The sequence below is a fragment of the Tersicoccus mangrovi genome (assembly GCF_036881825.1).
Taxonomy (GTDB): domain Bacteria; phylum Actinomycetota; class Actinomycetes; order Actinomycetales; family Micrococcaceae; genus Tersicoccus; species Tersicoccus mangrovi.
Genome location: NZ_JBAJMW010000001.1, coordinates 609157 through 627751, shown reverse-complemented (window position 1 = coordinate 627751; position 18595 = coordinate 609157). Strand labels below are relative to the sequence as shown.

At 70.3% G+C, this 18595-nt stretch carries 14 protein-coding genes; 12 read left to right on the top strand and 2 right to left on the bottom strand.

Translation table 11 applies throughout. From position 1 onward, the window contains the following. The first annotated feature begins 1 nt into the window (after position 1). The 6 genes from V6N00_RS03060 (at position 2) to V6N00_RS03035 (ending at position 8363) form a co-directional block, all read left to right on the top strand. A complete protein-coding gene (locus V6N00_RS03060) occupies positions 2 to 1681 on the top strand; it encodes a formate--tetrahydrofolate ligase (protein ID WP_334230573.1) in 1680 nt (559 codons plus the stop codon). Between the two features lie 54 nt (positions 1682 to 1735). Further along, positions 1736 to 4195: an EcoAI/FtnUII family type I restriction enzme subunit R gene (gene hsdR / locus V6N00_RS03055; protein WP_334230572.1), complete on the top strand. Its 2460-nt coding sequence runs from the start codon at positions 1736 to 1738 to the stop codon at positions 4193 to 4195. A 67-nt stretch (positions 4196 to 4262) separates the two neighbouring features. Further along, on the top strand, positions 4263 to 4850 hold the full coding sequence (locus V6N00_RS03050) for a type IV toxin-antitoxin system AbiEi family antitoxin domain-containing protein (RefSeq protein ID WP_334230571.1): 588 nt from the start codon (positions 4263 to 4265) through the stop codon (positions 4848 to 4850). After that, positions 4847 to 5716 (top strand): nucleotidyl transferase AbiEii/AbiGii toxin family protein, encoded by an 870-nt coding sequence (locus tag V6N00_RS03045; protein WP_334230570.1) that lies wholly within the window; start codon positions 4847 to 4849, stop codon positions 5714 to 5716. The genes V6N00_RS03050 and V6N00_RS03045 overlap by 4 nt, the downstream gene beginning before the upstream one ends. Next, a complete protein-coding gene (locus tag V6N00_RS03040) occupies positions 5713 to 7224 on the top strand; it encodes a class I SAM-dependent DNA methyltransferase (protein WP_334230569.1) in 1512 nt (503 codons plus the stop codon). Before V6N00_RS03045 ends, V6N00_RS03040 begins: the two co-directional genes overlap by 4 nt. Then, entirely contained in the window at positions 7221 to 8363 is a 1143-nt protein-coding gene (locus tag V6N00_RS03035) for a restriction endonuclease subunit S (protein WP_334230568.1), read from the top strand. The genes V6N00_RS03040 and V6N00_RS03035 overlap by 4 nt, the downstream gene beginning before the upstream one ends. A 19-nt stretch (positions 8364 to 8382) precedes the next feature. Here the strand turns inward: V6N00_RS03035 and V6N00_RS03030 are convergent, their stop codons facing one another. Together V6N00_RS03030 and V6N00_RS03025 are read right to left on the bottom strand one after the other, a co-directional pair. Beyond that, positions 8383 to 9060, bottom strand: coding sequence for a JAB domain-containing protein (locus tag V6N00_RS03030; protein ID WP_334230567.1), 678 nt, complete (start codon positions 9058 to 9060; stop codon positions 8383 to 8385). An 84-nt stretch (positions 9061 to 9144) separates the two neighbouring features. Beyond that, on the bottom strand, positions 9145 to 9582 hold the full coding sequence (locus V6N00_RS03025) for a phage holin family protein (RefSeq protein WP_416385015.1): 438 nt from the start codon (positions 9580 to 9582) through the stop codon (positions 9145 to 9147). Positions 9583 to 9759: 177 nt separating this feature from the next. Between V6N00_RS03025 and V6N00_RS03020 the strand changes: the two genes are divergently transcribed. The 6 genes from V6N00_RS03020 to malQ all read left to right on the top strand — a co-directional run bounded on the left by V6N00_RS03020 (position 9760) and on the right by malQ (position 18245). Further along, entirely contained in the window at positions 9760 to 10890 is a 1131-nt protein-coding gene (locus V6N00_RS03020) for a histidinol-phosphate transaminase (protein WP_334230565.1), read from the top strand. A gap of 441 nt (positions 10891 to 11331) precedes the next feature. Continuing rightward, positions 11332 to 12432 carry a thiamine pyrophosphate-dependent dehydrogenase E1 component subunit alpha gene (locus V6N00_RS03015; RefSeq protein WP_465192717.1) on the top strand — a complete coding sequence of 367 codons (1101 nt, stop codon included), beginning with the start codon at positions 11332 to 11334 and terminating at the stop codon, positions 12430 to 12432. Positions 12433 to 12521: 89 nt separating this feature from the next. Further along, positions 12522 to 13481, top strand: a complete 960-nt coding sequence (locus tag V6N00_RS03010) for an alpha-ketoacid dehydrogenase subunit beta (RefSeq protein ID WP_334230754.1) — start codon at positions 12522 to 12524, stop codon at positions 13479 to 13481. An 11-nt stretch (positions 13482 to 13492) separates the two neighbouring features. Then, a complete protein-coding gene (locus V6N00_RS03005; RefSeq protein WP_334230563.1) occupies positions 13493 to 15016 on the top strand; it encodes a dihydrolipoamide acetyltransferase family protein in 1524 nt (507 codons plus the stop codon). 1 nt (position 15017) lies between these two features. Beyond that, positions 15018 to 15989, top strand: a complete 972-nt coding sequence (locus V6N00_RS03000) for an oxygenase MpaB family protein (RefSeq protein WP_416385014.1) — start codon at positions 15018 to 15020, stop codon at positions 15987 to 15989. A 111-nt stretch (positions 15990 to 16100) separates the two neighbouring features. Beyond that, positions 16101 to 18245 carry a 4-alpha-glucanotransferase gene (gene malQ / locus V6N00_RS02995; RefSeq protein ID WP_334230562.1) on the top strand — a complete coding sequence of 715 codons (2145 nt, stop codon included), beginning with the start codon at positions 16101 to 16103 and terminating at the stop codon, positions 18243 to 18245. The last annotated feature ends 350 nt before the right edge of the window (positions 18246 to 18595 follow it).

Sequence of the window (18595 nt, the reverse complement as noted above, 5' to 3'; positions counted from 1 at the left end):
GATGCTGTCGGACATCGAGATCGCCAATGCCGCCGACCTGCGCCCCATCCGCGACGTCGCCGCCGAGACGCTGGGTATCGCGGAGGAGCACCTCTCGCCGTACGGGAGGCACAAGGCGAAGGTCGACCTCGGGTACCTCGCGGGGCTCGCGGATCGGCCGCTCGGCCGGCTCATCCTCGTCACGGCGCTCTCCCCGACCCCGCCGGGGGAGGGCAAGACCACGACCACCGTCGGGCTGACCGACGCCCTCCACGGGCTCGGCCACCGCACCGTCGCGTGCCTGCGGGAGCCGTCGATGGGTCCCGTGTTCGGCATGAAGGGCGGTGCGGCCGGCGGAGGCTACAGCCAGGTGGTGCCCATGACGGACATCAACCTGCACTTCACCGGGGACTTCGCCGCGATCGCCGCCGCGAACAACCTGCTCGCGGCATTGATCGACAACCACGTCCACCACGGCAACGCCCTGGACCTGGACACCCGCACCATCACGTGGCGGCGGGTGCTCGACGTCAACGACCGGGCGCTGCGCGAGGTGGTCGTCGGCCTCGGCGGCCACGCCAACGGCTTCCCGCGCGAGGACGGGTTCGACATCGTCGTCGCCTCGGAGCTGATGGCCATCTTCTGCCTGACCGAGTCCTGGGCCGATCTCAAGCGCCGCATCGGGGACATCGTGATCGGCTACAACCGCTCCGCCGCGCCCGTCACGGCCCGGGACCTGCAGGCCGACGGGGCCATGGCCGCCCTGCTGCGGGACGCGCTCGCGCCCAACCTCGTCCAGACCCTCGAGGGCGCACCGGCGTTCGTGCACGGCGGCCCGTTCGCCAACATCGCCCACGGGTGCAGCTCGGTCGCCGCGACCCGCGCCGGGCTGAGGCTCGCGGACTACGTCGTCACCGAGGCCGTATTCGGGGCGGACCTCGGCGCGGAGAAGTTCGTCGACATCAAGTGCCGCAAGTCCGGGCTGCGGCCCGACGTCGCCGTCGTCGTCGCCACCGTGCGCGCCCTGAAGTACCACGGCGGGGTGGCGCTGGCCGATCTCGGCACCGAGGACCTCGCCGCCGTCGAGGCCGGCATGGTCAACCTGCGCCGCCACCTGGCCAACGTGCGCGGCGTCTACGGCATCCCGTGTGTGGTCGCCGTCAACCGGTTCCCGACCGACACCGACGCCGAGGTCGCGCGGGTGGTGGACCTGGTGGCCGCCGAGGGGGTGCGGGCGTTCCCTGCCACCCACTTCGCCGACGGGGGCGCCGGCGCCCAGGACCTCGCCCGCGGCGTGCTGGAGGTGCTCGACGAGCCGTCGGAGTTCACGTTCTCCTACACCTACGACGACGGCGCGACCCTCACGGAGAAGGTCGAGGCCATCGCCACCCGGCTCTACGGCGCCTCCCTGGTCACGTGGGACGCCCCGGCACGGCGGCGGCTCGAGCGGATCGAGCACGACGGCTACGGCGCCCTGCCGGTGTGCGTGGCGAAGACGCAGTACTCGTTCACCACCGATCCCGCCGCCGTGGGCGCCCCGACGGGACACGAGATCCACGTCCGGGAGGTGCGGCTCTCCGCCGGGGCCGGGTTCGTGGTGGTGGTGTGCGGCGACATGATGACGATGCCCGGGCTGCCCGCCGTGCCGGCGGCCGGCCGCATCGACCTGGCCGACGACGGGACGATCCTGGGCCTGTCGTGATCGACCTGTCCCGACGGCGGCCGTTCTGACAGTACCCGTCGGTATGCTCAGGGCATGGTGAGGGGGCCGATCGAGTCGGTGACGTGCAGAGACGTCATCATTCCTGCGCTGATGGCAGCAGGGTGGACGCACGAGCAGATCTCCGAGCAGTACATGCTGCAGAACGCCGACTCCGAGCACGCGGTGCGAAGTGCGCATGGCAACCTTCGGGTCGCAGACTTCGTGCTCGAGATCGACGGCGTTCCGGTGGCGGTCGTGGAAGCCAAGCGACTGTACGGGTCGGCCGCCGACGGCATGGGCCAGGCCATCGACTACGCGAGGCGGCTGGACGTCCCCTTCGCCTTCGCGTCGAACGGCTCTCAGATTCTTCAGCACGACCGCAACGCGGGCAGCGAGCGAGAGGTCGTGAACTTTCCATCGCCGGATACGGTGTGGACCGCGTTCGTCAGAGGCCGTGCCCTCACCGAGCGCGCGGCGGCCACCTCTCGCGTCGGCTACAACCGATCGCTGCGAACGCACGGTGGACGCGATGTCCGAGAGCCGCGCTACTACCAGCGCGTGGCTGTCCAGCGCACGATCGAAGCCATCGACAGCGGACGGACTCGTGCTCTCCTCCTGATGGCGACGGGCACAGGCAAGACCTTCACGGCGCTGCAGTTGATCCACAAGTTGCGAGAAGCGAGCCGCCGCCTCGACGGGGGCCGCACGTACCGCGTGCTTTACCTGGCGGACCGCGACATTCTCATCACCGACCCCATGCGCGACTTCAGTGAGGCCTTCGGCCACGAGGCGGTCGTCCGCTTGAGCAAGAACTCGTCGACGCGAAGCCGGGACATCTACTTCGCCACCTACCAGGGGATCGACAGCGACGCCGCCCCGGAAGCGGCAGGACGCGCCGCGGATGCGACCCCGATCAGCGTCTTCGAGACGCTGCCTCGCGACTTCTTCTCCCTCGTTATCGTCGACGAATGTCACCGCGGCAGCGCCGCCCGGAACTCGCAGTGGCGGTCGATACTCGAGCACTTCGACGCCGCGGTCCAGGTCGGCTTGACGGCGACGCCGAAGCGCGACACGAACATCGACACGTACGAGTACTTCGGGGAACCGGTCTACGAGTACTCGTTGAGGCAGGGGATCGAGGACGGCTACCTGGCGCCATACCGCGTGCGCCGGGTCGTCCTCGACATCGACGCGTTCGGCTGGGAGGCGCATCCCGGACAGCTCGACGCCTACGAGCGCCCGGTGCCGGAGGGCGTCTATACGACGAAGGACTTCGAACGGCGGATCTCTTTGCCGGACCGGACGGCGGCGATGGCCACCTACCTCGTCGAGCTTCTGCGGGAGAACCCCGGCGCGCGGGCAATTGTCTTCTGCGTGAGCGGAGACCACGCCTACCAGATGAAGCAGGCGCTGCTGAACGCCGACCCGGACAAGACGCGACAGGACCCGGAGTGGGTGGTGCGGATCGTCGGCGCCGAGCCGGACAAGGAACGGTTCCTGGAGTTGATGACCGACCCGAGCCGGGACACTCCCCAGGTGGCCACTACCATGCGCCTGTTGAGCACGGGCGTCGACATGGAGGATCTGCGCTTCGTCGTGCTGTGCCGGACGGTGGGCTCCATGGTCGAGTTCAAACAGATCGTCGGGCGAGGAACCCGGCTGTACCCGCTGAAGGGCAAACAGTACTTCGAGGTCATCGACTACACCGGTGCCTCGCTCAAGTTCCACGATCCCGAGTTCGACGGGCCGCTCCCGGCACCACGCAAGGAACGGGTGACCATTGACGGTGAGGTTCTCGTCGACGACGAGGGAGACGATCCCGTCGGCGGAGGTGATAGCGAGGGTCCCGTGCTGTCCGTGGAGGAGCCCACGCCCGTCTTTACCGTCGAGAGTGGTGGTGCTCTTGATGCCGACGGAGCCGGAGGGGCGCCGGTGCGCATGCTGACGATCGAGGGGCAGCCGGTGGAGCTGCTCGGTGAGCGGCTGCAGATCATCGACTCCAGCAGCGGAAAGCTGATGACCATCGAATATCGCTCGTACGCTCGAAGGACAGTGCGCTCGATCTTCCCGACAGTGGCGGCGTTGCGCGACTCCTGGGTGGATCCGACGCATCGACGTGACCTGCTGGAGCGACTCGACTTCGCCGGACTCGATCTCGCGGTCCTGGCCAAGCACGTGCATCTGGAGGACGCCGACCCGTTCGACGTTCTCGCGACCGTGGCGTGGGACCTCGAGCCGCAGACCCGCCGGGAGCGAGCAAATCGCGTGCGGGCGGCGCACGGGGAGAAGATCGACGCGATGAGCACCGCAGCGCGCGAGGTGATCGATACCCTGCTGTCCCGTTATGCCGAACGCGGCGTCGGAGAGATCACTCCCGCCGCCCTGCAGGTGCCTCCCCTGACCGAACGCGGGACGGTATACGAGCTGGCGCAGGCTCTCGGAGGTCCGGACGGGCTGCGAACCTGGATTGATGACCTCCAGCGGTGGCTGTACGAGGACACTGCCTCTGTTTGAGGGTGATGGGTGGGGTTCGCATTGAACTAAAGGAAACTTTGAGTTCGAGCGACTGTAGACTTGCGGGGTGACGCAGCGACGAGAATCCCTCCAGGCGCTGCAGGCCCTTGGCTATCGGCAGGCGGGATACTTCTCTGCCGCTCAGGCCGTCACGGCCGGCTTCAGTCACCAGGCGCAGAAGTATCACGTCGACAGCGGTAACTGGCTGCGGATCGAGCGCGGCATCTTCCGTCTGCGGGACTGGCCGGCCTCCATCGACGACGCTCTCGTGCTGTGGACGCTCTGGAGTCGGCACCGCGGCGTCATCTCCCACGCGAGCGCGCTGGCTGTTCATGATCTCGGCGTGCTCGACCCGGGCACGGTGACCATGACCGTTCCACCCGGCTTCCGGGCCAGTACGCCGGCGGTCCGCACGGTCACGGCCGTGCTGCCGACCACCGACATCGAAGAGCGGGAGGGATACCGCGTGACCACCCCGCTTCGTACCCTGCTCGATGTTGCGGCGACCGAGCGGCAGGAAATGGTGGACGACGTCGTGACCGAAGCGATCGCCCGCGGCGTCGTCTCGCGCCGGGCGCTGCGGCTCCGAGCCGATGACTTCGGGGACCGCGCCGCCCTGCGCGTCGAGCGGGCGCTGACGGCGGGTGACGGATGAATCCGCGAGAGCCGCGCGCGCTCCGGGCCAGTCTCGACGCGCGTCTGCAACTGCTCGCCCACGACCGCGCGCAGGACGTCAACCGCCTCCGGCGACACCTGACGTTCCAGCGGGTCCTGCGACGACTCGACGATTCCTGGGTGCTCAAAGGCGGGTACCTGCTGGAAGCGAGGCTGGGAGGACGCGCCCGCGCGACCAGGGATCTCGATCTTGCCCTGTTCGGCACTGCCGATGATCTGGCCGACGCTCTCGTGGAGGCACTTCACGCCGACGTCGACCACGACGGATTCGCCTTCCGGGTCACCGCCGCTCGGGCGCATCTGGCCGACGTCGAGCAGCTCGGAGGCCCCGGCGCCAGGTTCTCCGTGACGGCTCTGCTGGCCGGACGCACCTTTGCCGACATCAGGATCGACGTCGTCGCGCGGCAGCGCGAGATCAGTGGTGGCACCGAACGGGTGACACTGCCCGTCGTGGTGACGGAGCCGGAGTGGGCGCCGGTCACCGTCACGGCGGTCGACCTGCCTCAGCACGTCGCCGAGAAGTTTCACGCGCTCACCGCTGTCGACGCCCATCCGCGCCCGTCCACGCGGGTCAAGGATCTGATCGATGTCATGCTCGTGTCCGACCTGGGTGTGCTCGATGAGCAACGCCTCTCGGCTCGGCTTCGAGCGGTCTTCGAGGCCCGCAACGGGGCGCCACCGCCTCCGGATCTGCCCGTTCCGCCTGCCGCCTGGGAACTCGACTATGCCGTCATGGCCGCGGAGCACTCGATCTCCGCCCGCACACTCGCCGAAGCAATGACCGAAGCTCGACAGCTCTACGTTCGGGCCCTCGGCACCAGTACGTCTTTGAAGGAGCAGCAATGAACGCCGCAGCGCGTCCGACCACCTCTCGCGCCGAACTGACGGCGGTGATCAAGCGGGCACGGAACATCATGCGGAAGGATCCGGGGCTGAACGGTGACGCCGACCGTATCCCTCAACTCTCCTGGCTGCTCTTCCTCAAGTCCCTGGACGACCACGAGAAGAGCCGCGAACTCGTCGAGGACGACTACCGGCCGGTCATCGATGAGCCGTTCCGGTGGCGTGACTGGGCAGGGCCCGATGTGTCGAAGCCGCGCACCGGGGAGAGCCTGACCGGGTTCGTCAACAACGAGCTCCTTCCGCATCTTGCCGGACTGCGCGGGTTGGCGCGGCAGGGACGCGAGCGCGACGTGGTCGCCCAGGTGTTCTCCGATGTCCACAACCGGATGCTGTCCGGATACCTGCTGGCCGAACTCGTCGAGCAGATCGACCGCGTTAACTTCAACTCCTCGGACGACCTGCACACGATGGCGCTCGTCTACGAATCTATGCTCAAGGAGATGCGGGACTCGGCGGGTGACGCCGGTGAGTTCTACACGCCGCGGCCCGTGGTCCGCTTCATGGTCGACATGCTGGACCCGCAGATCGGTGAGACCGTGATGGATCCGGCGGCCGGCACGGGCGGCTTCCTGGTCGAGGCCCACGAGCACGTCAAGACGAAGGTGTCGTCGGTCCAGGACCGGGAACGGACGCGCGGGACCATCCGCGGATTCGAGAAGAAGCCGCAGCCGTTCCTGCTGGGCCAGATGAACCTGCTGCTCCACAATGCGCACGAGCCGGCAGTGGTGCGGGGCAACGCTCTCCTCCCCTCGCTGACCGAGCAGAAGGACGACGGGGTCGACATCGTGCTGACCAATCCACCGTTCGGCGGTGAGGAAGAGGCGAGCGTCGTCAAGAGCTTCCCGGTCGGCATGCGCACGTCGGAGACCTCGTGGCTGTTCCTGCAGGCGGTCATGGCCCGTATCGACCGTTCCCGGGGGCGAGCCGCCGTCGTCGTGCCGAACAGCACGCTCTTCGACAAGGGCATCGGTGCGGCCATCAAGAAGAAGCTGCTGACGGAGTTCGACCTGCACACCGTGGTGCGTCTGCCCAACGGGGTGTTCGAGCCCTACACGGCCATTCCGTCGAATCTGCTGTTCTTCGAGGCCGGCCGTCCGACGCGGGACGTCTGGTTCTACGAGCTGCCGCTGCCGGAGGGCAGGAAGAAGTACACCAAGACCAAGCCGCTGCGCTACGAGGAGTTCGCCGATCTCGCGACCTGGTGGGGTTCGCCCGGTGCGGGGACGGAGCGGCGGGAGGACCGGACGGAGAATGACCACGCGTGGACGGTGCCGGTCGAGCAGATCGTGGAGCGCGGCTACGACCTGGATCTGCGCAACCCCCATCAGGCCGACAGTCTGGAGAATCGGCCCGTGGCGGAGATCCTCGACGAGCTCGTCGAGGTCGAGAAGGAGATCCTCGAGCTGCTGCAGGGCCTTCGTGCCGAGGTCGGTTCAGGGGCGCGGCGGTGAACGTCAATTGGGTAAAATTCGGTGACGTGTTCCGCCTCGAGCGCCGAGACCCTGGACTCGCCTTCGGTGCCGAGACCCCAGAGATTGGTATCAAGTCGTTCGGACGAGGCGTCTTTCACAAGCCGCCGGTCTCCCTCGCCGACCTCGGCACGAAACGAGTCTTCCGGGTCTGCGAGGGTGACCTGCTGATCTCCAACATCTTTGCATGGGAGGGCGCCGTCACAGTCGCCAGTTCCGCAGAGGAAGGACTCATTGGCTCGCACCGATTTATGACGTGGATCCCAGACCGGCCCGACGTCCACGCTCCGTATGTTCGAGACTACTTCCTCACGATCGCCGGTTTGGAGGCGATAGGGAAGGCATCGCCAGGGTCTGCCGGGCGGAATCGGACCCTCGGGGTTGAGGCTCTCAAGGGCATCAGCATTCCTCTGCCCGACCTCGGCACCCAGCGAGACATTGCGGCGCGCCTCAGCCGCTATCGCGACTTCGTCCCTGTCGTGCGCATCAATGAGAGCAACGATTTGGTTCGTGTGCGCGAGCGCATGGTTTCCGATGCCACCGAGTCAGTTCCGTTGCATCCGATCGGTGATCTTGTCCAGCTTGTTCGAGTGGCCATCGAGTTGGACTCCGAGGCGAGATATCGCCCGATCGGCGTGCGATCGTTCGGCAAAGGACTCATCCAGTACCCGGAAACCGATGCCGACGGTCTCAGCAAGCTCGCGTACTTCGAGGTTCCCGCCGACTCCCTCGTCGTCAGCAACATCAAGGCGTGGGAAGGGGCGGTGACTCACTACCCCGGCGGCAGTCAACTTGTCACGTCAAGCCGATTCCTCTGCTATACGGCCAAGAGCTCCCACGTTTGCACTGCCTTCCTGGCCGAGTACTTCAAGACCGGCGAAGGGACCGCACTGCTCGCCGCGGCATCGCCCGGTTCTGCCGACAGGAACCGAACACTGGGGAGAACGCGATTCGAGCAGATTCGAGTGCCGGTGCCGAGTCTCGACGTGCAGGAGGCACTGCTGATGAAAGTCTCGCGTCTGGGCGACCTCGGGCACCGGTACAGCCAGAGGAAACAACTCGTCGACGCGCTCCTCCCTGCGGCTCGGAACGAGGAATTCCGCAAGCTGCTCACCGACTGAGTGGCCACGGGCGACCGGGTCACCGGGACGCCGTCACCGACCGCCATTCGCTTCCGGCCAGGACGATGTGGTCGAGCAACCGAAGACCCACTCCCGCCGCTGCGCCCCGCAACGCCGTCGTCGTCCGGCGGTCGACCTCGGTCGGCGTTGGGTCGCCGCCGGGGTGGTTGTGCGCGAGAGCAAAGGCGACGCCGTCGCGTCGCAGCACCTCGGCGAGCAGTTCGCGAACAGGGAACGTCGTGGTGTGGGCGGCGCCGTCCGACAGGACGACCACATCGATTACCCGGTTCCTTGTCCCACACACCACCAGGACGGTCCGTTCACGCCGCAGGTCGGCGAACCGCGATTCGACTATCCGGCCGACGTCGGACGAGCAGGTGATCAGCGGGCGCACGTCCTCGCCGTTCATAGCGCGGGTGGCGAGTGCCAGTGCTGCTACCAGTCGCGTCGCCTTGGCGTCGCCGAGACCGGGCTCCCGGATGAGGGTCGTGACGTCCGTCCGCTGCAGCCCGGCCACACCGCCGTGCTTCTGCAGCAACTTCCCCGCTAGGTCGATCGCATTCACGCCGGCGTGACCGGTGCCGATCAGGAGCGCGACCAGTTCGGTGTCAGTGAGTGCCACCGCTCCGTGGTCGCGCATCCGCTCACGAGGCCGTTGGTCTGCGGGTAGGCCGTGAAGGCTGGAAGTGGAAGCCATGGAGAAACCATGTCAGGAACGGGTGGTTGGGTGCTGCGGATTTCCACAGACCGGGTGGCGCTTCAGGCGGCAGCCCGACTCCGGTCAGTCGCGCTGAGCGCGCTGACGCAGCCGGCGCCGCTCCTTCGGCTCCAGCCAGCCGGTCAGCAGGGAGACCACCGAGACGATCAGCGCGGCGAGCACCGCGGTCCAGAAGAACGTGTCGATGATCAGCTTCGCCGGGGTGAACGTGCTCAGCCAGGCGGTCAGCCACAGCATCAGTGCGTTGATGATGATGCTGAACAGGCCCAGCGTCAGGCACGTGATCGGGATCGACAGGAACGCCAGTACCGGCCGGATGATCGCGTTCACGAGCCCGAAGATGAGGCTGATGATGACGTAGGCGGCCATGGTCGCGGTCTGGGCGCTGCCGAACGTGCGCACCATCGCGGCGTCGGCGGTGATCGCCAGGCCCGGCAGCAGCCAGGCGGCGACGGCGAGGGCCAGGGCGTTGACCACCCAGCGGAAGAGGAACCGGCTCACGGGCACCATCGTGCCATGGGTCGTACCGGGTGCGCAGGGGTCGGCCCGCGCTCCGGGGGCCGCGGACACCGGCTCGGGCCGGGGAGCGCGGAGGGCCGGCCACCGCCCCCTCAGCGGCCGGGAGCGGACGCCGCTCGGCGGCCATCCGGCGCCGCACCGGTGACTAGGGTGTTGCCCATGACGTCGACCGACCCGACCCCCGCCTCCGCCGACGCGCCCACGCCGTCGCCCGGTGTCCGCCCCCGCGCGGTGCTCGACGCGCTGCCCCGCTACGCGGCGGGCCGCCCCGCCACCGTCGTCGAGGGCCTCGAGAGCTTCAAGCTCTCCTCCAACGAGAACCCGCTGCCGCCGATCCCGGCCGTGCTCGACGCCATCCGCGACCTCACGTCGATCAACCGGTATCCCGATGCCGTCAGCACGCGGCTGCGCGAGCGGCTCGCCACCCACCTGGGCGTCCCGGCCGACGACATCGTCACGGGCGGCGGCAGCCTCGGCGCCCTCAACCAGGTGCTCGCCACCTACGCGGGCCAGAACGACTTCGGCGCCCCGGACGAGGTGGTCTACGCGTGGCGCTCCTTCGAGGCGTACCCCATCTCGGTCGGCCTCTCCGGCGCGTCCAGCGTGCAGGTCCCGCTGCTGCCCGACGGGCGGCACGACCTGGACGCGATGGCGGCCGCCGTCACCGAGAACACGCGGGTGATCCTGCTCTGCACCCCGAACAACCCGACGGGCCCGATCCTCACCCACGACGAGGTGGTCTCCTTCCTCGGCCGGGTCCCGCGTCACGTCGTCGTCGTGCTCGACGAGGCGTACCTCGAGTTCGTCCGCGACCCGGAGGCCGTCGACGGCGTCGCCCTCTACCGGGAGCACCCGAACCTCGTGCTGCTGCGCACCTTCTCCAAGGCGCACGGCCTGGCCGGCCTGCGCGTCGGCTACACCGTGGCCCAGCCGGGCATCACCGAGAACCTGCGGGTCAGCGCCGTGCCGTTCGCGGTCTCGTCCGTCGCCGAGCAGGCCGCGATCGTCTCCCTCGACCACCTCGACGAGGTGCTCGCGCGGGTCGACGGCCTGGTCGCCGAGCGGGAACGCGTCGTCGCCGCCCTGACCGAGCAGGGCTGGGACCTGCCGCAGGCCCAGGGCAACTTCGTGTGGTTGCGGCTCGGGGATCGCTGCGGCGCGTTCGCCGAGGCGGCCGAGCGCAAGGCCCTCGCCGTGCGCCGCTTCGGCGACGAGGGCGTGCGCGTGAGCATCGGGGAGGTCGACGCCAACACCCGGTTCATCGACCTCTGCCGCGAGTTCGGCGCCTGAGCCGGCTGCTGCGCAGCGCCACGCGCGCCGAACCCGGCACCGCGGGTCGTCCGGTGGGCCGTGACATCGCCGGTGCCTGCCGACCTGACCGAGTCTCGCGCTCTCAGGTCGGGACGAATCGGCGAACTCACGCCACGAACGCGCCAGCGGTTCACGGCGTCCGCATCCCGCGAATAGTGGCCGCCGACGCCGATGGCTAGGCTAAGGCCGTCACTGCAGGTCATATGCGCCATGCGGAATACACGGGCCGTCCCCCGTCCGCGCGCTGACGACCCGTCCTTCGCTTTCCAGGGCCACCCCGCCCGGACAGGAGCCGGATCGATGTCTTCCCGCGCCACCACGGGCATCCCCGAGCCGAGACCGGAAGCACCCGGACAGGACGCGGGCCTGCCCGCCGACGACGCGACCGTCGATCTGCCCGAGCTGCCGAGCGCGGACGAGATGGTCCAGCTGCTCGACGAGCAGGGCCACCGGCACCCGCACCCGTTCTTCGACGCCTACCTCGCCGACATCACCGCCGACGAGCTGCGGACCTTCTACCGGGACATGGCCGTCACCCGGCGCTTCGACGACGAGGGCACCGCGCTGCAGCGGCAGGGCCAGCTCGCCCTGTGGGTGCCGTCCCGCGGTCAGGAGGCCGCCCAGGTCGGTTCCGGACGCGCCGCCGCCCCGCAGGACTACATCGTGCCCACCTACCGCGAGCACGCCGTCGCCCGCACCCGCGGCGTCGATTTCGCCGACATCATGAAGCTGTTCCGCGGGGTCTCCAACAGCGGCTGGGACCCCCGCGAGCACAACTTCCACGTCTACACGCTCGTCCTGGCCGCCCAGGTCCCGCACGCGGTGGGCTACGCGATGGGCATCGCTCGAGACGGCGCCGTGGGCAACGAGGACCCCGCCCGCAACGAGGCGGTGCTCGGCTACTTCGGCGACGGTGCGAGCACCGAGGGCGAGGTGCACGAGGGCATGGTCTTCGCCTCCTCGTTCACCGCCCCGATCGTCTTCTTCTGCCAGAACAACCAGTGGGCGATCTCCGTCCCGTCGGCCGTGCAGTCCCGTGTTCCGCTGTCCCGACGGGCCGCCGGGTACGGCTTCCCCGGCATCCGCGTGGACGGCAACGACATCCTCGCCGTGCACGCCGTGACCCGCTGGGCCCTCGAGCGGGCGCACGCCGGCTCCGGCCCGGCCCTGATCGAGGCGTTCACCTACCGGCTCGGCGCCCACACCACCGCCGACGACCCGACGAAGTACCGCGCCGCCTCGGAGGAGGCGGAGTGGGCCGGGAAGGACCCGCTGACCCGGTTCGAGGCCTGGCTGCGCGCCGAGGGCATCGCCGACGATGCGTTCTTCGCCGACGTCGCTGCCGAGGGTGACGCCGTCGCCGCGCACGTGCGCGAGGCGACCCTCGCCCTGTCCCTGTCCGGCCTCGACACCTCGTTCGCCAACGTCTACGGCCAGCCGCACCCCCTCGTCGACGAGGAACGCCGCTGGCACGAGCAGTACGAAGCGTCCTTCGACGACGCCGGCGACGGCACCCACTGAAGGGGATCGACCACGTGACCACGACCCACACCAGCCCCGCGCCGGCCGCGAGCGGCCGCGACACCGCGACGGGCACCACCACGCTGACCATGGCCAAGGCCCTCAACGCGGGCATGCGCGCCGCGATGGAGCACGACGACAAGGTCCTGCTCATGGGGGAGGACATCGGCGACCTCGGCGGTGTCTACCGCATCACCGAGGGACTGAAGAAGGACTTCGGCGACCACCGCGTCGTCGACACCCCGCTCGGCGAGGCCGGCATCGTCGGCACCGCGATCGGCCTGGCGATGCGCGGCTACCGGCCCGTGTGCGAGATCCAGTTCGACGGCTTCGTCTTCCCCGCGTTCAACCAGATCACGACGCAGCTGTCCAAGCTGCGCACCCGCACCGAGGGCAACCTCAGCGCGCCCGTCGTGATCCGGATCCCCTACGGCGGCGGCATCGGGTCCATCGAGCACCACTCCGAGTCGCCCGAGGCCTACTTCGCGCACACCCCGGGCCTGCGGGTCATCACCCCGTCCACCCCGCACGACGCGTACTGGATGATCCAGCAGGCCGTGCAGGGGCAGGACCCGGTGATCTTCCTCGAGCCGAAGCGGCGCTACTGGCTCAAGGGCGAGGTCGACACCCACCGCCCGACAGCGGACCCGTACCGCGCGCAGATCGTCCGCGAGGGTGACGACGTCACCGTCGTGGCCTACGGCCCGCTCGTCCCGGTCGCGCTCGCGGCCGCCGACGCCGCCGCGGAGGACGGCCACGCGATCGAGGTGATCGACCTGCGCAGCATCTCGCCGCTGGACGCCGACACGATCGAGAACTCGGTGCGGCGCACCGGCCGGCTCGTCGTCGCCCACGAGGCGCCGACGTTCGGCGGCATCGGCGGGGAGATCGCCGCGCGGCTCACCGAGCGCTGCTTCTACAGCCTCGAGGCGCCCGTGCTGCGGGTGGGCGGGTTCCACCTGCCCTATCCGCCGGCCAAGGTCGAGGAGCACTACCTGCCCGACATCGACCGCATCCTCGACGCGGTCGACCGCGCGCTGGCCTACTGAGGGGAACGGACATGGCTCAGACGTTCAACCTGCCCGACGCCGGCGAGGGACTGACCGAGGCGGAGATCGTCTCCTGGAAGGTCTCGCCCGGCGACACCGTGGCGATCAACGACGTGCTCGTCGAGATCGAGACGGCCAAATCACTCGTCGAGCTGCCCAGCCCGTGGGCCGGCACGGTCGGTGAACTGCTCGTCGCGGAGGGGGTGACGGTCGAGGTCGGCACCCCGATCATCACGGTCCTCGAGGCCGGGGAGTCCGGTGCGCCCGCGCCCGCCGCGGCGCCGCCGGCCGTCGAACACGAGGACCCGACCCCGCCCGACGTGGGGCCACAGGCCGCACCCGGGCCGCTCGTCGGGTCCGGGCCCCGCGCCGACGCCGTCAAGCGCCGGGCCCGGCACACCGCCGCCCGCCCGCAGCCGACGTCGGTCGGATCCGGGCAAGGCCGCCCGGCCGCGCAGGAGCCGAGGGCCACCGCGTCCGCGTCGGCGTCCGCGTCCACCGACGCGACGGTGCCGGCTCCCGAGCCGAGCCCGCGGCCGCAGACGAGCCCGACGCCGCCGAGCCCGTCGCCGACCAGCCCCCAGCCGAGCCGCACCGTTCCGGCTCCCGCGCCGTCGCGCCCGGCCGGCAACCCCATCGAACGCCTCGTCCAGCGGGTGCTCGCCAAGCCGCCCGTCCGCAAGGCCGCGAAGGACCTCGGCATCGACCTGGCCGACGTCACCGCTTCGGGCGCGGGCGGCGAGGTCACCCGCGACGACCTGCTCTCCTACGCGGAGCAGGTGGCCCGCAACCAGGCGAACGCCCCGCAGTTCTGGGACGCGAAGGCCGACCACGGACGGATCGAGAAGGTGACGGTCCGCGGCGTCCGCAAGGCGACCGCACAGGCCATGGTGCAGTCCGCGTTCTCGGCCCCGCACGTGTCGATCTTCGTGGACGTGGACGCGAGCCGGACCATGGAGTTCGTCAAGCGGCTCAAGGCGTCCCGCGACTTCGAGGGCATCAAGGTGTCCCCGCTGCTGATCCTGGCCAAGGCCGTCATCTGGGCCGCGGCACGCAACCCGCAGGTCAACGCCAGCTGGGTGCCCGGCGAGAACGGCGACGAGATCCACATCAAGCACTACATGAACCTCGGCATCGCCGCGGCGACCCCGCGCGGGCTCATGGTGCCGAACATCAAGAACGCGCAGGACCTGACCCTGAAGGAACTGGCCATCGCCCTCGGCGACCTGGCCACGACCGCCCGGGCGGGGAAGACCAAGCCCGCACAGATGCAGGGCGGCACCCTGAGCATCACCAACATCGGCGCTCTCGGCATCGACATCGGCACCCCGATCATCAATCCCGGCGAGGTGGCGATCGTCGCGTTCGGTACCATCCGGCAGAAGCCGTGGGTGGTCTCGGGCGAGGTCATCCCGCGCTGGATCACGACCCTGGGTGGCTCCTTCGACCACCGTGTGGTCGACGGCGACCTCTCGGCCCGCTTCATGGCCGACGTCGCCGCCATCATGGAAGAACCGGCCCTGCTGCTGGAGTGACGTGGTGCGCCTCGACCTGCGCGGCGTGTTCCGCCGCGAACTGCAGCTGACGTTCACCGGCTCCCCCGGACGGGAGCCGGAGTGGTCCGCCGCGCTCGCCGACGGCGACGACGCCGGCTTCCTCGGCCCGGGCTCGGCGGCCTGGGCGGTCCACGGGTCGATGGCGCCCATCGTCGCCGGCGTGCGCGCCCTGATGATGCAGGCCCTGCATCCGGCCGCCCTCGCCGGCGTCCACGACCACTCGCGGTTCCGGGAGGATCCTCTCGGGCGGCTGGCGGGCACCATCCGCTGGATCTTCACGGTGACTTACGGGGACACGACGACGGCCCGGACGGCGTCCGAGCACGTCCTGCGCCTGCACCGGGCCGTCACCGGGACCTATCGCGACGCCGCCGGGATCGAGCGGGCCTACGCGGCCAACGACCCCGACCTGCTGCGCTGGGTGCACCTGGCCTTCACCGACTCGTTCCTCGCCGCGCACCTGATCTGGGGTTCCTACTGGGGCGGCCGCGGGTCCATCCCGGGCGGCCCCGATGCCTACGTCGCCGAGTGGGCGGTCGCGGGCGAGCTGATGGGTGTGCCCGACCCGCCGCGCACCGCGGCGGAGTTGCGGAGCCAGCTCGACGCCTACCTGACCGGCGGCCGGCTCGCCCACAGCGCACGGCTGGACGAGGTGATGCGCTTCCTCCGCGCGCCGGGACTGAGCCCGCTGCTGCAGCCGGGCTACCGGCTGCTGTTCGACGGCGCCGTCGCCAGCCTGCGGGAGCCCTACCGGGCCCTGCTCGGCCTCGAACGTCGCAGGATCGGTCCCTTCCGGCTGCCCGCCGTCCTCGCGACCCGACTCGTCCTGGCCGGGGTCCGGCTCGCGCTCGGACGCCGCGGCCCGACGGAGACCAGCGCACGACGCCGCCTGGCCCGGCTGCGGGGTGGCAGCACGGCATCGGGAGCGGAGCGTCCCGGGACCGCGCCCTGACATAGGGTGAACGAGGGCCACCGGGCCGTCCCGCGCCGGCAGCGGCCACCCCGCCGCATCGTCAGCGTCGACGTCTCGGGCCAGCACACCGCACGTCGACAGGGCAGGATCATGACCGACACTTCCGAGCATCCCGCGACCGCCACGCTGTCCCTCGACCGCCTCCGGGCCCTCGCCCGTGCCTGGCGCGTGGACACGACGGTCACCGGTTTCGACGGCGTCACCCGCGACATCCCGGCGACCACGCTGATCGCCGTCCTCGCCGCGCTCGGGGTCAGCGTGACCAGGGACGCCGACGTCGACGCCGCTCTCCGCGAGCACGAACTCTCCCCGTGGCGCCGCCTCCTGCCGCCCGTGCTCGTCGTCACCGAGGGCGAGGAGCGGACCTTCGGGGTGCACGTGCCGCACGGGGACGACGTGCTCGTGTGGGTCGAGACCGAGGACGGCCGCAACCTGCCCGTCGAGCAGCGCGACGTGTGGACCGATCCCCGCGACGTGGACGGGACCCTGACCGGCCGTGCCACCTTCGCGGTGCCCGCCGGCCTGCCGCTGGGCTGGCACACCGTCGGTGCGAAGTCCGGCAGCCGCCTGGCCAGCTGCCGTCTCATCGTCACACCCCGCCGCCTCGCGACCGCGGACACCGTCGGCACCACCCGCCAGTGGGGCCTGATGACGCAGTTGTACTCGGTGCGATCCCGCCGCTCCTGGGGCGTGGGCGACCTCGCCGACCTCGCCGACCTGGCCGCGATCAGCGGCCGCGAAGGCGCCGGCTGGCTGCTGATCAACCCGCTGCACGCCGCCGAGCCGGCCCCGCCCGTCGAGCCGTCCCCGTACCTGCCCACGAGCCGCCGCTTCTTCCACCCGCTCTACATCCGCGTCGAGGACATCCGCGAGTACGGCTACCTGCCGGAGGCGGAGCGCGCCCGCGTGGCCGCGCTGGCGGCCCGGTGCTCGGCGGACAACACGAGCGTCGACGCGATCGACCGCAACCCCGTCTACGCGGCCAAGCTCGAGGCGCTGGCCCTCGTGCACGCCGTCGAACGCAGCCCCTGGCGGCAGGACGCCTACACCGCGTTCGTGCAGCGTGAGGGCGCCGGCCTGCGGGACTTCGCCCTCTGGTGCGCCCTCCGGGAGCGGCACGACCCCGACGACGGCGCGTGGGTCAACCCCGAACTCTCCGACGCCGAGATCGGGCGCCTGCGGTCCCAGCTGGCCGGGCGCATCGACTTCTTCTGCTGGCTGCAGTTCGTGTGCGACGAGCAGCTCGCCGCTGCCCAGCGCGTCGCCGAGGGCGCCGGCATGGGCGTCGGCATCCTGCACGACCTCGCCGTCGGCGTCCACCAGCAGGGCTCCGACGCGTGGACCCTGCGCCACGTGCTCGCCCGGGGCGTGACCGTGGGCGCACCCGCGGACATGTACAGCGCCCTCGGGCAGAACTGGAACCAGCCGCCGTGGCACCCGGAGCGGCTCGCCGAGGCCGGCTACGTCCCGTTCCGCGACATGCTGCGCACCATCCTCCGGCACGCCGGCGGCATCCGCGTGGACCACATCCTCGGCCTGTTCCGGCTGTGGTGGGTGCCCGAGGGCACGATCGCCGCGGACGGCACGTACGTCGGCTACGACCACGAGGCGATGATCGGCGTCCTGGCCCTGGAGGCCCAGCGGGCCGGCGCGGTCGTCATCGGCGAGGACCTCGGGCTGTTCGAGCCGTGGGTGCGACGGTACCTGGCCGACCGCGGAATCCTCGGCACCTCGATCCTCTGGTTCGAGTTCGACGAGAAGCACGACCCGCTGCCGGTCGAGCGATACCGCCGGCTGTGCCTGGCGAGCGTGAACACCCACGACCTGCCCCCGACCGCCGGGTACCTCAGCGGCGAGCACATCCGGCTGCGGGAGCGGCTCGGCATGCTCGACGCGCCGCTGGAGCAGGAGCTCGCGGCGGACCGGGCGGAGCAGAGCGCGTTCCTGGCGATGGCGCGGGAGCGGGGGCTGCTGCCCGAGGGCGCGGACGAGGAGCGCACCATCGCCGCCCTCCACGAGCTGCTCGGGGCGTCCCCGGCCTGCATGATCGGCGTCTCCCTGGTGGACGCGGTGGGCGAGAAGCGGGTGCAGAACCAGCCCGGCACCAAGGACGAGTACCCCAACTGGCGGGTGCCGCTGGCCGACGCCGACGGCAAGGCCGTGCTGGTGGAGGACCTGGCCGCCAGCCGGCGCGCCCGCAGCCTGTTCGCCGCCGTCGCCCACGCGTTGCGCTGAGCCGCCCGGCCGCGCTCGCCGGCGCAGCCGACGCCTCCCCTCCCGTTCCGGTACCAATCCGGCGGAGAGACGTGCTCCGAACAGTTCGTGCCAGCACCCGCATTTCGGGGGTGGCGGAGTGTGGACTGTTGCTCGAGACGTGGAGGTGGGGACATGGTCACGCAGCAGATCCGGCAGCGTCCCGCCGGGGTCGAGCGGGACCGTCCGGGGGGAGTGCGGTGCGTCGGGCGGCGTGTGGGGCCGCCCGACGCACCATGCCGCGGACGGGCGGCGGCCTCGGTTGCCGCCCCGACGAGGCGCATGTCCGGCCGGTGTGCCGCGGTTACCTCCCCCAGCGGGGAAGTGACATG

Coding starts and splice junctions, on each gene's coding strand:
- V6N00_RS03060 (WP_334230573.1), top strand. CDS start 2: ATGCTGTCGGACATCGAGATCGCCAATGCCGCCGACCTGCGCCCCATC.
- hsdR (WP_334230572.1), top strand. CDS start 1,736: ATGGTGAGGGGGCCGATCGAGTCGGTGACGTGCAGAGACGTCATCATT.
- V6N00_RS03045 (WP_334230570.1), top strand. CDS start 4,847: ATGAATCCGCGAGAGCCGCGCGCGCTCCGGGCCAGTCTCGACGCGCGT.
- V6N00_RS03040 (WP_334230569.1), top strand. CDS start 5,713: ATGAACGCCGCAGCGCGTCCGACCACCTCTCGCGCCGAACTGACGGCG.
- V6N00_RS03030 (WP_334230567.1), bottom strand. CDS start 9,060: ATGGCTTCCACTTCCAGCCTTCACGGCCTACCCGCAGACCAACGGCCT.
- V6N00_RS03020 (WP_334230565.1), top strand. CDS start 9,760: ATGACGTCGACCGACCCGACCCCCGCCTCCGCCGACGCGCCCACGCCG.
- V6N00_RS03015 (WP_465192717.1), top strand. CDS start 11,332: ATGGTCCAGCTGCTCGACGAGCAGGGCCACCGGCACCCGCACCCGTTC.
- V6N00_RS03010 (WP_334230754.1), top strand. CDS start 12,522: ATGGCCAAGGCCCTCAACGCGGGCATGCGCGCCGCGATGGAGCACGAC.
- V6N00_RS03005 (WP_334230563.1), top strand. CDS start 13,493: ATGGCTCAGACGTTCAACCTGCCCGACGCCGGCGAGGGACTGACCGAG.
- malQ (WP_334230562.1), top strand. CDS start 16,101: ATGACCGACACTTCCGAGCATCCCGCGACCGCCACGCTGTCCCTCGAC.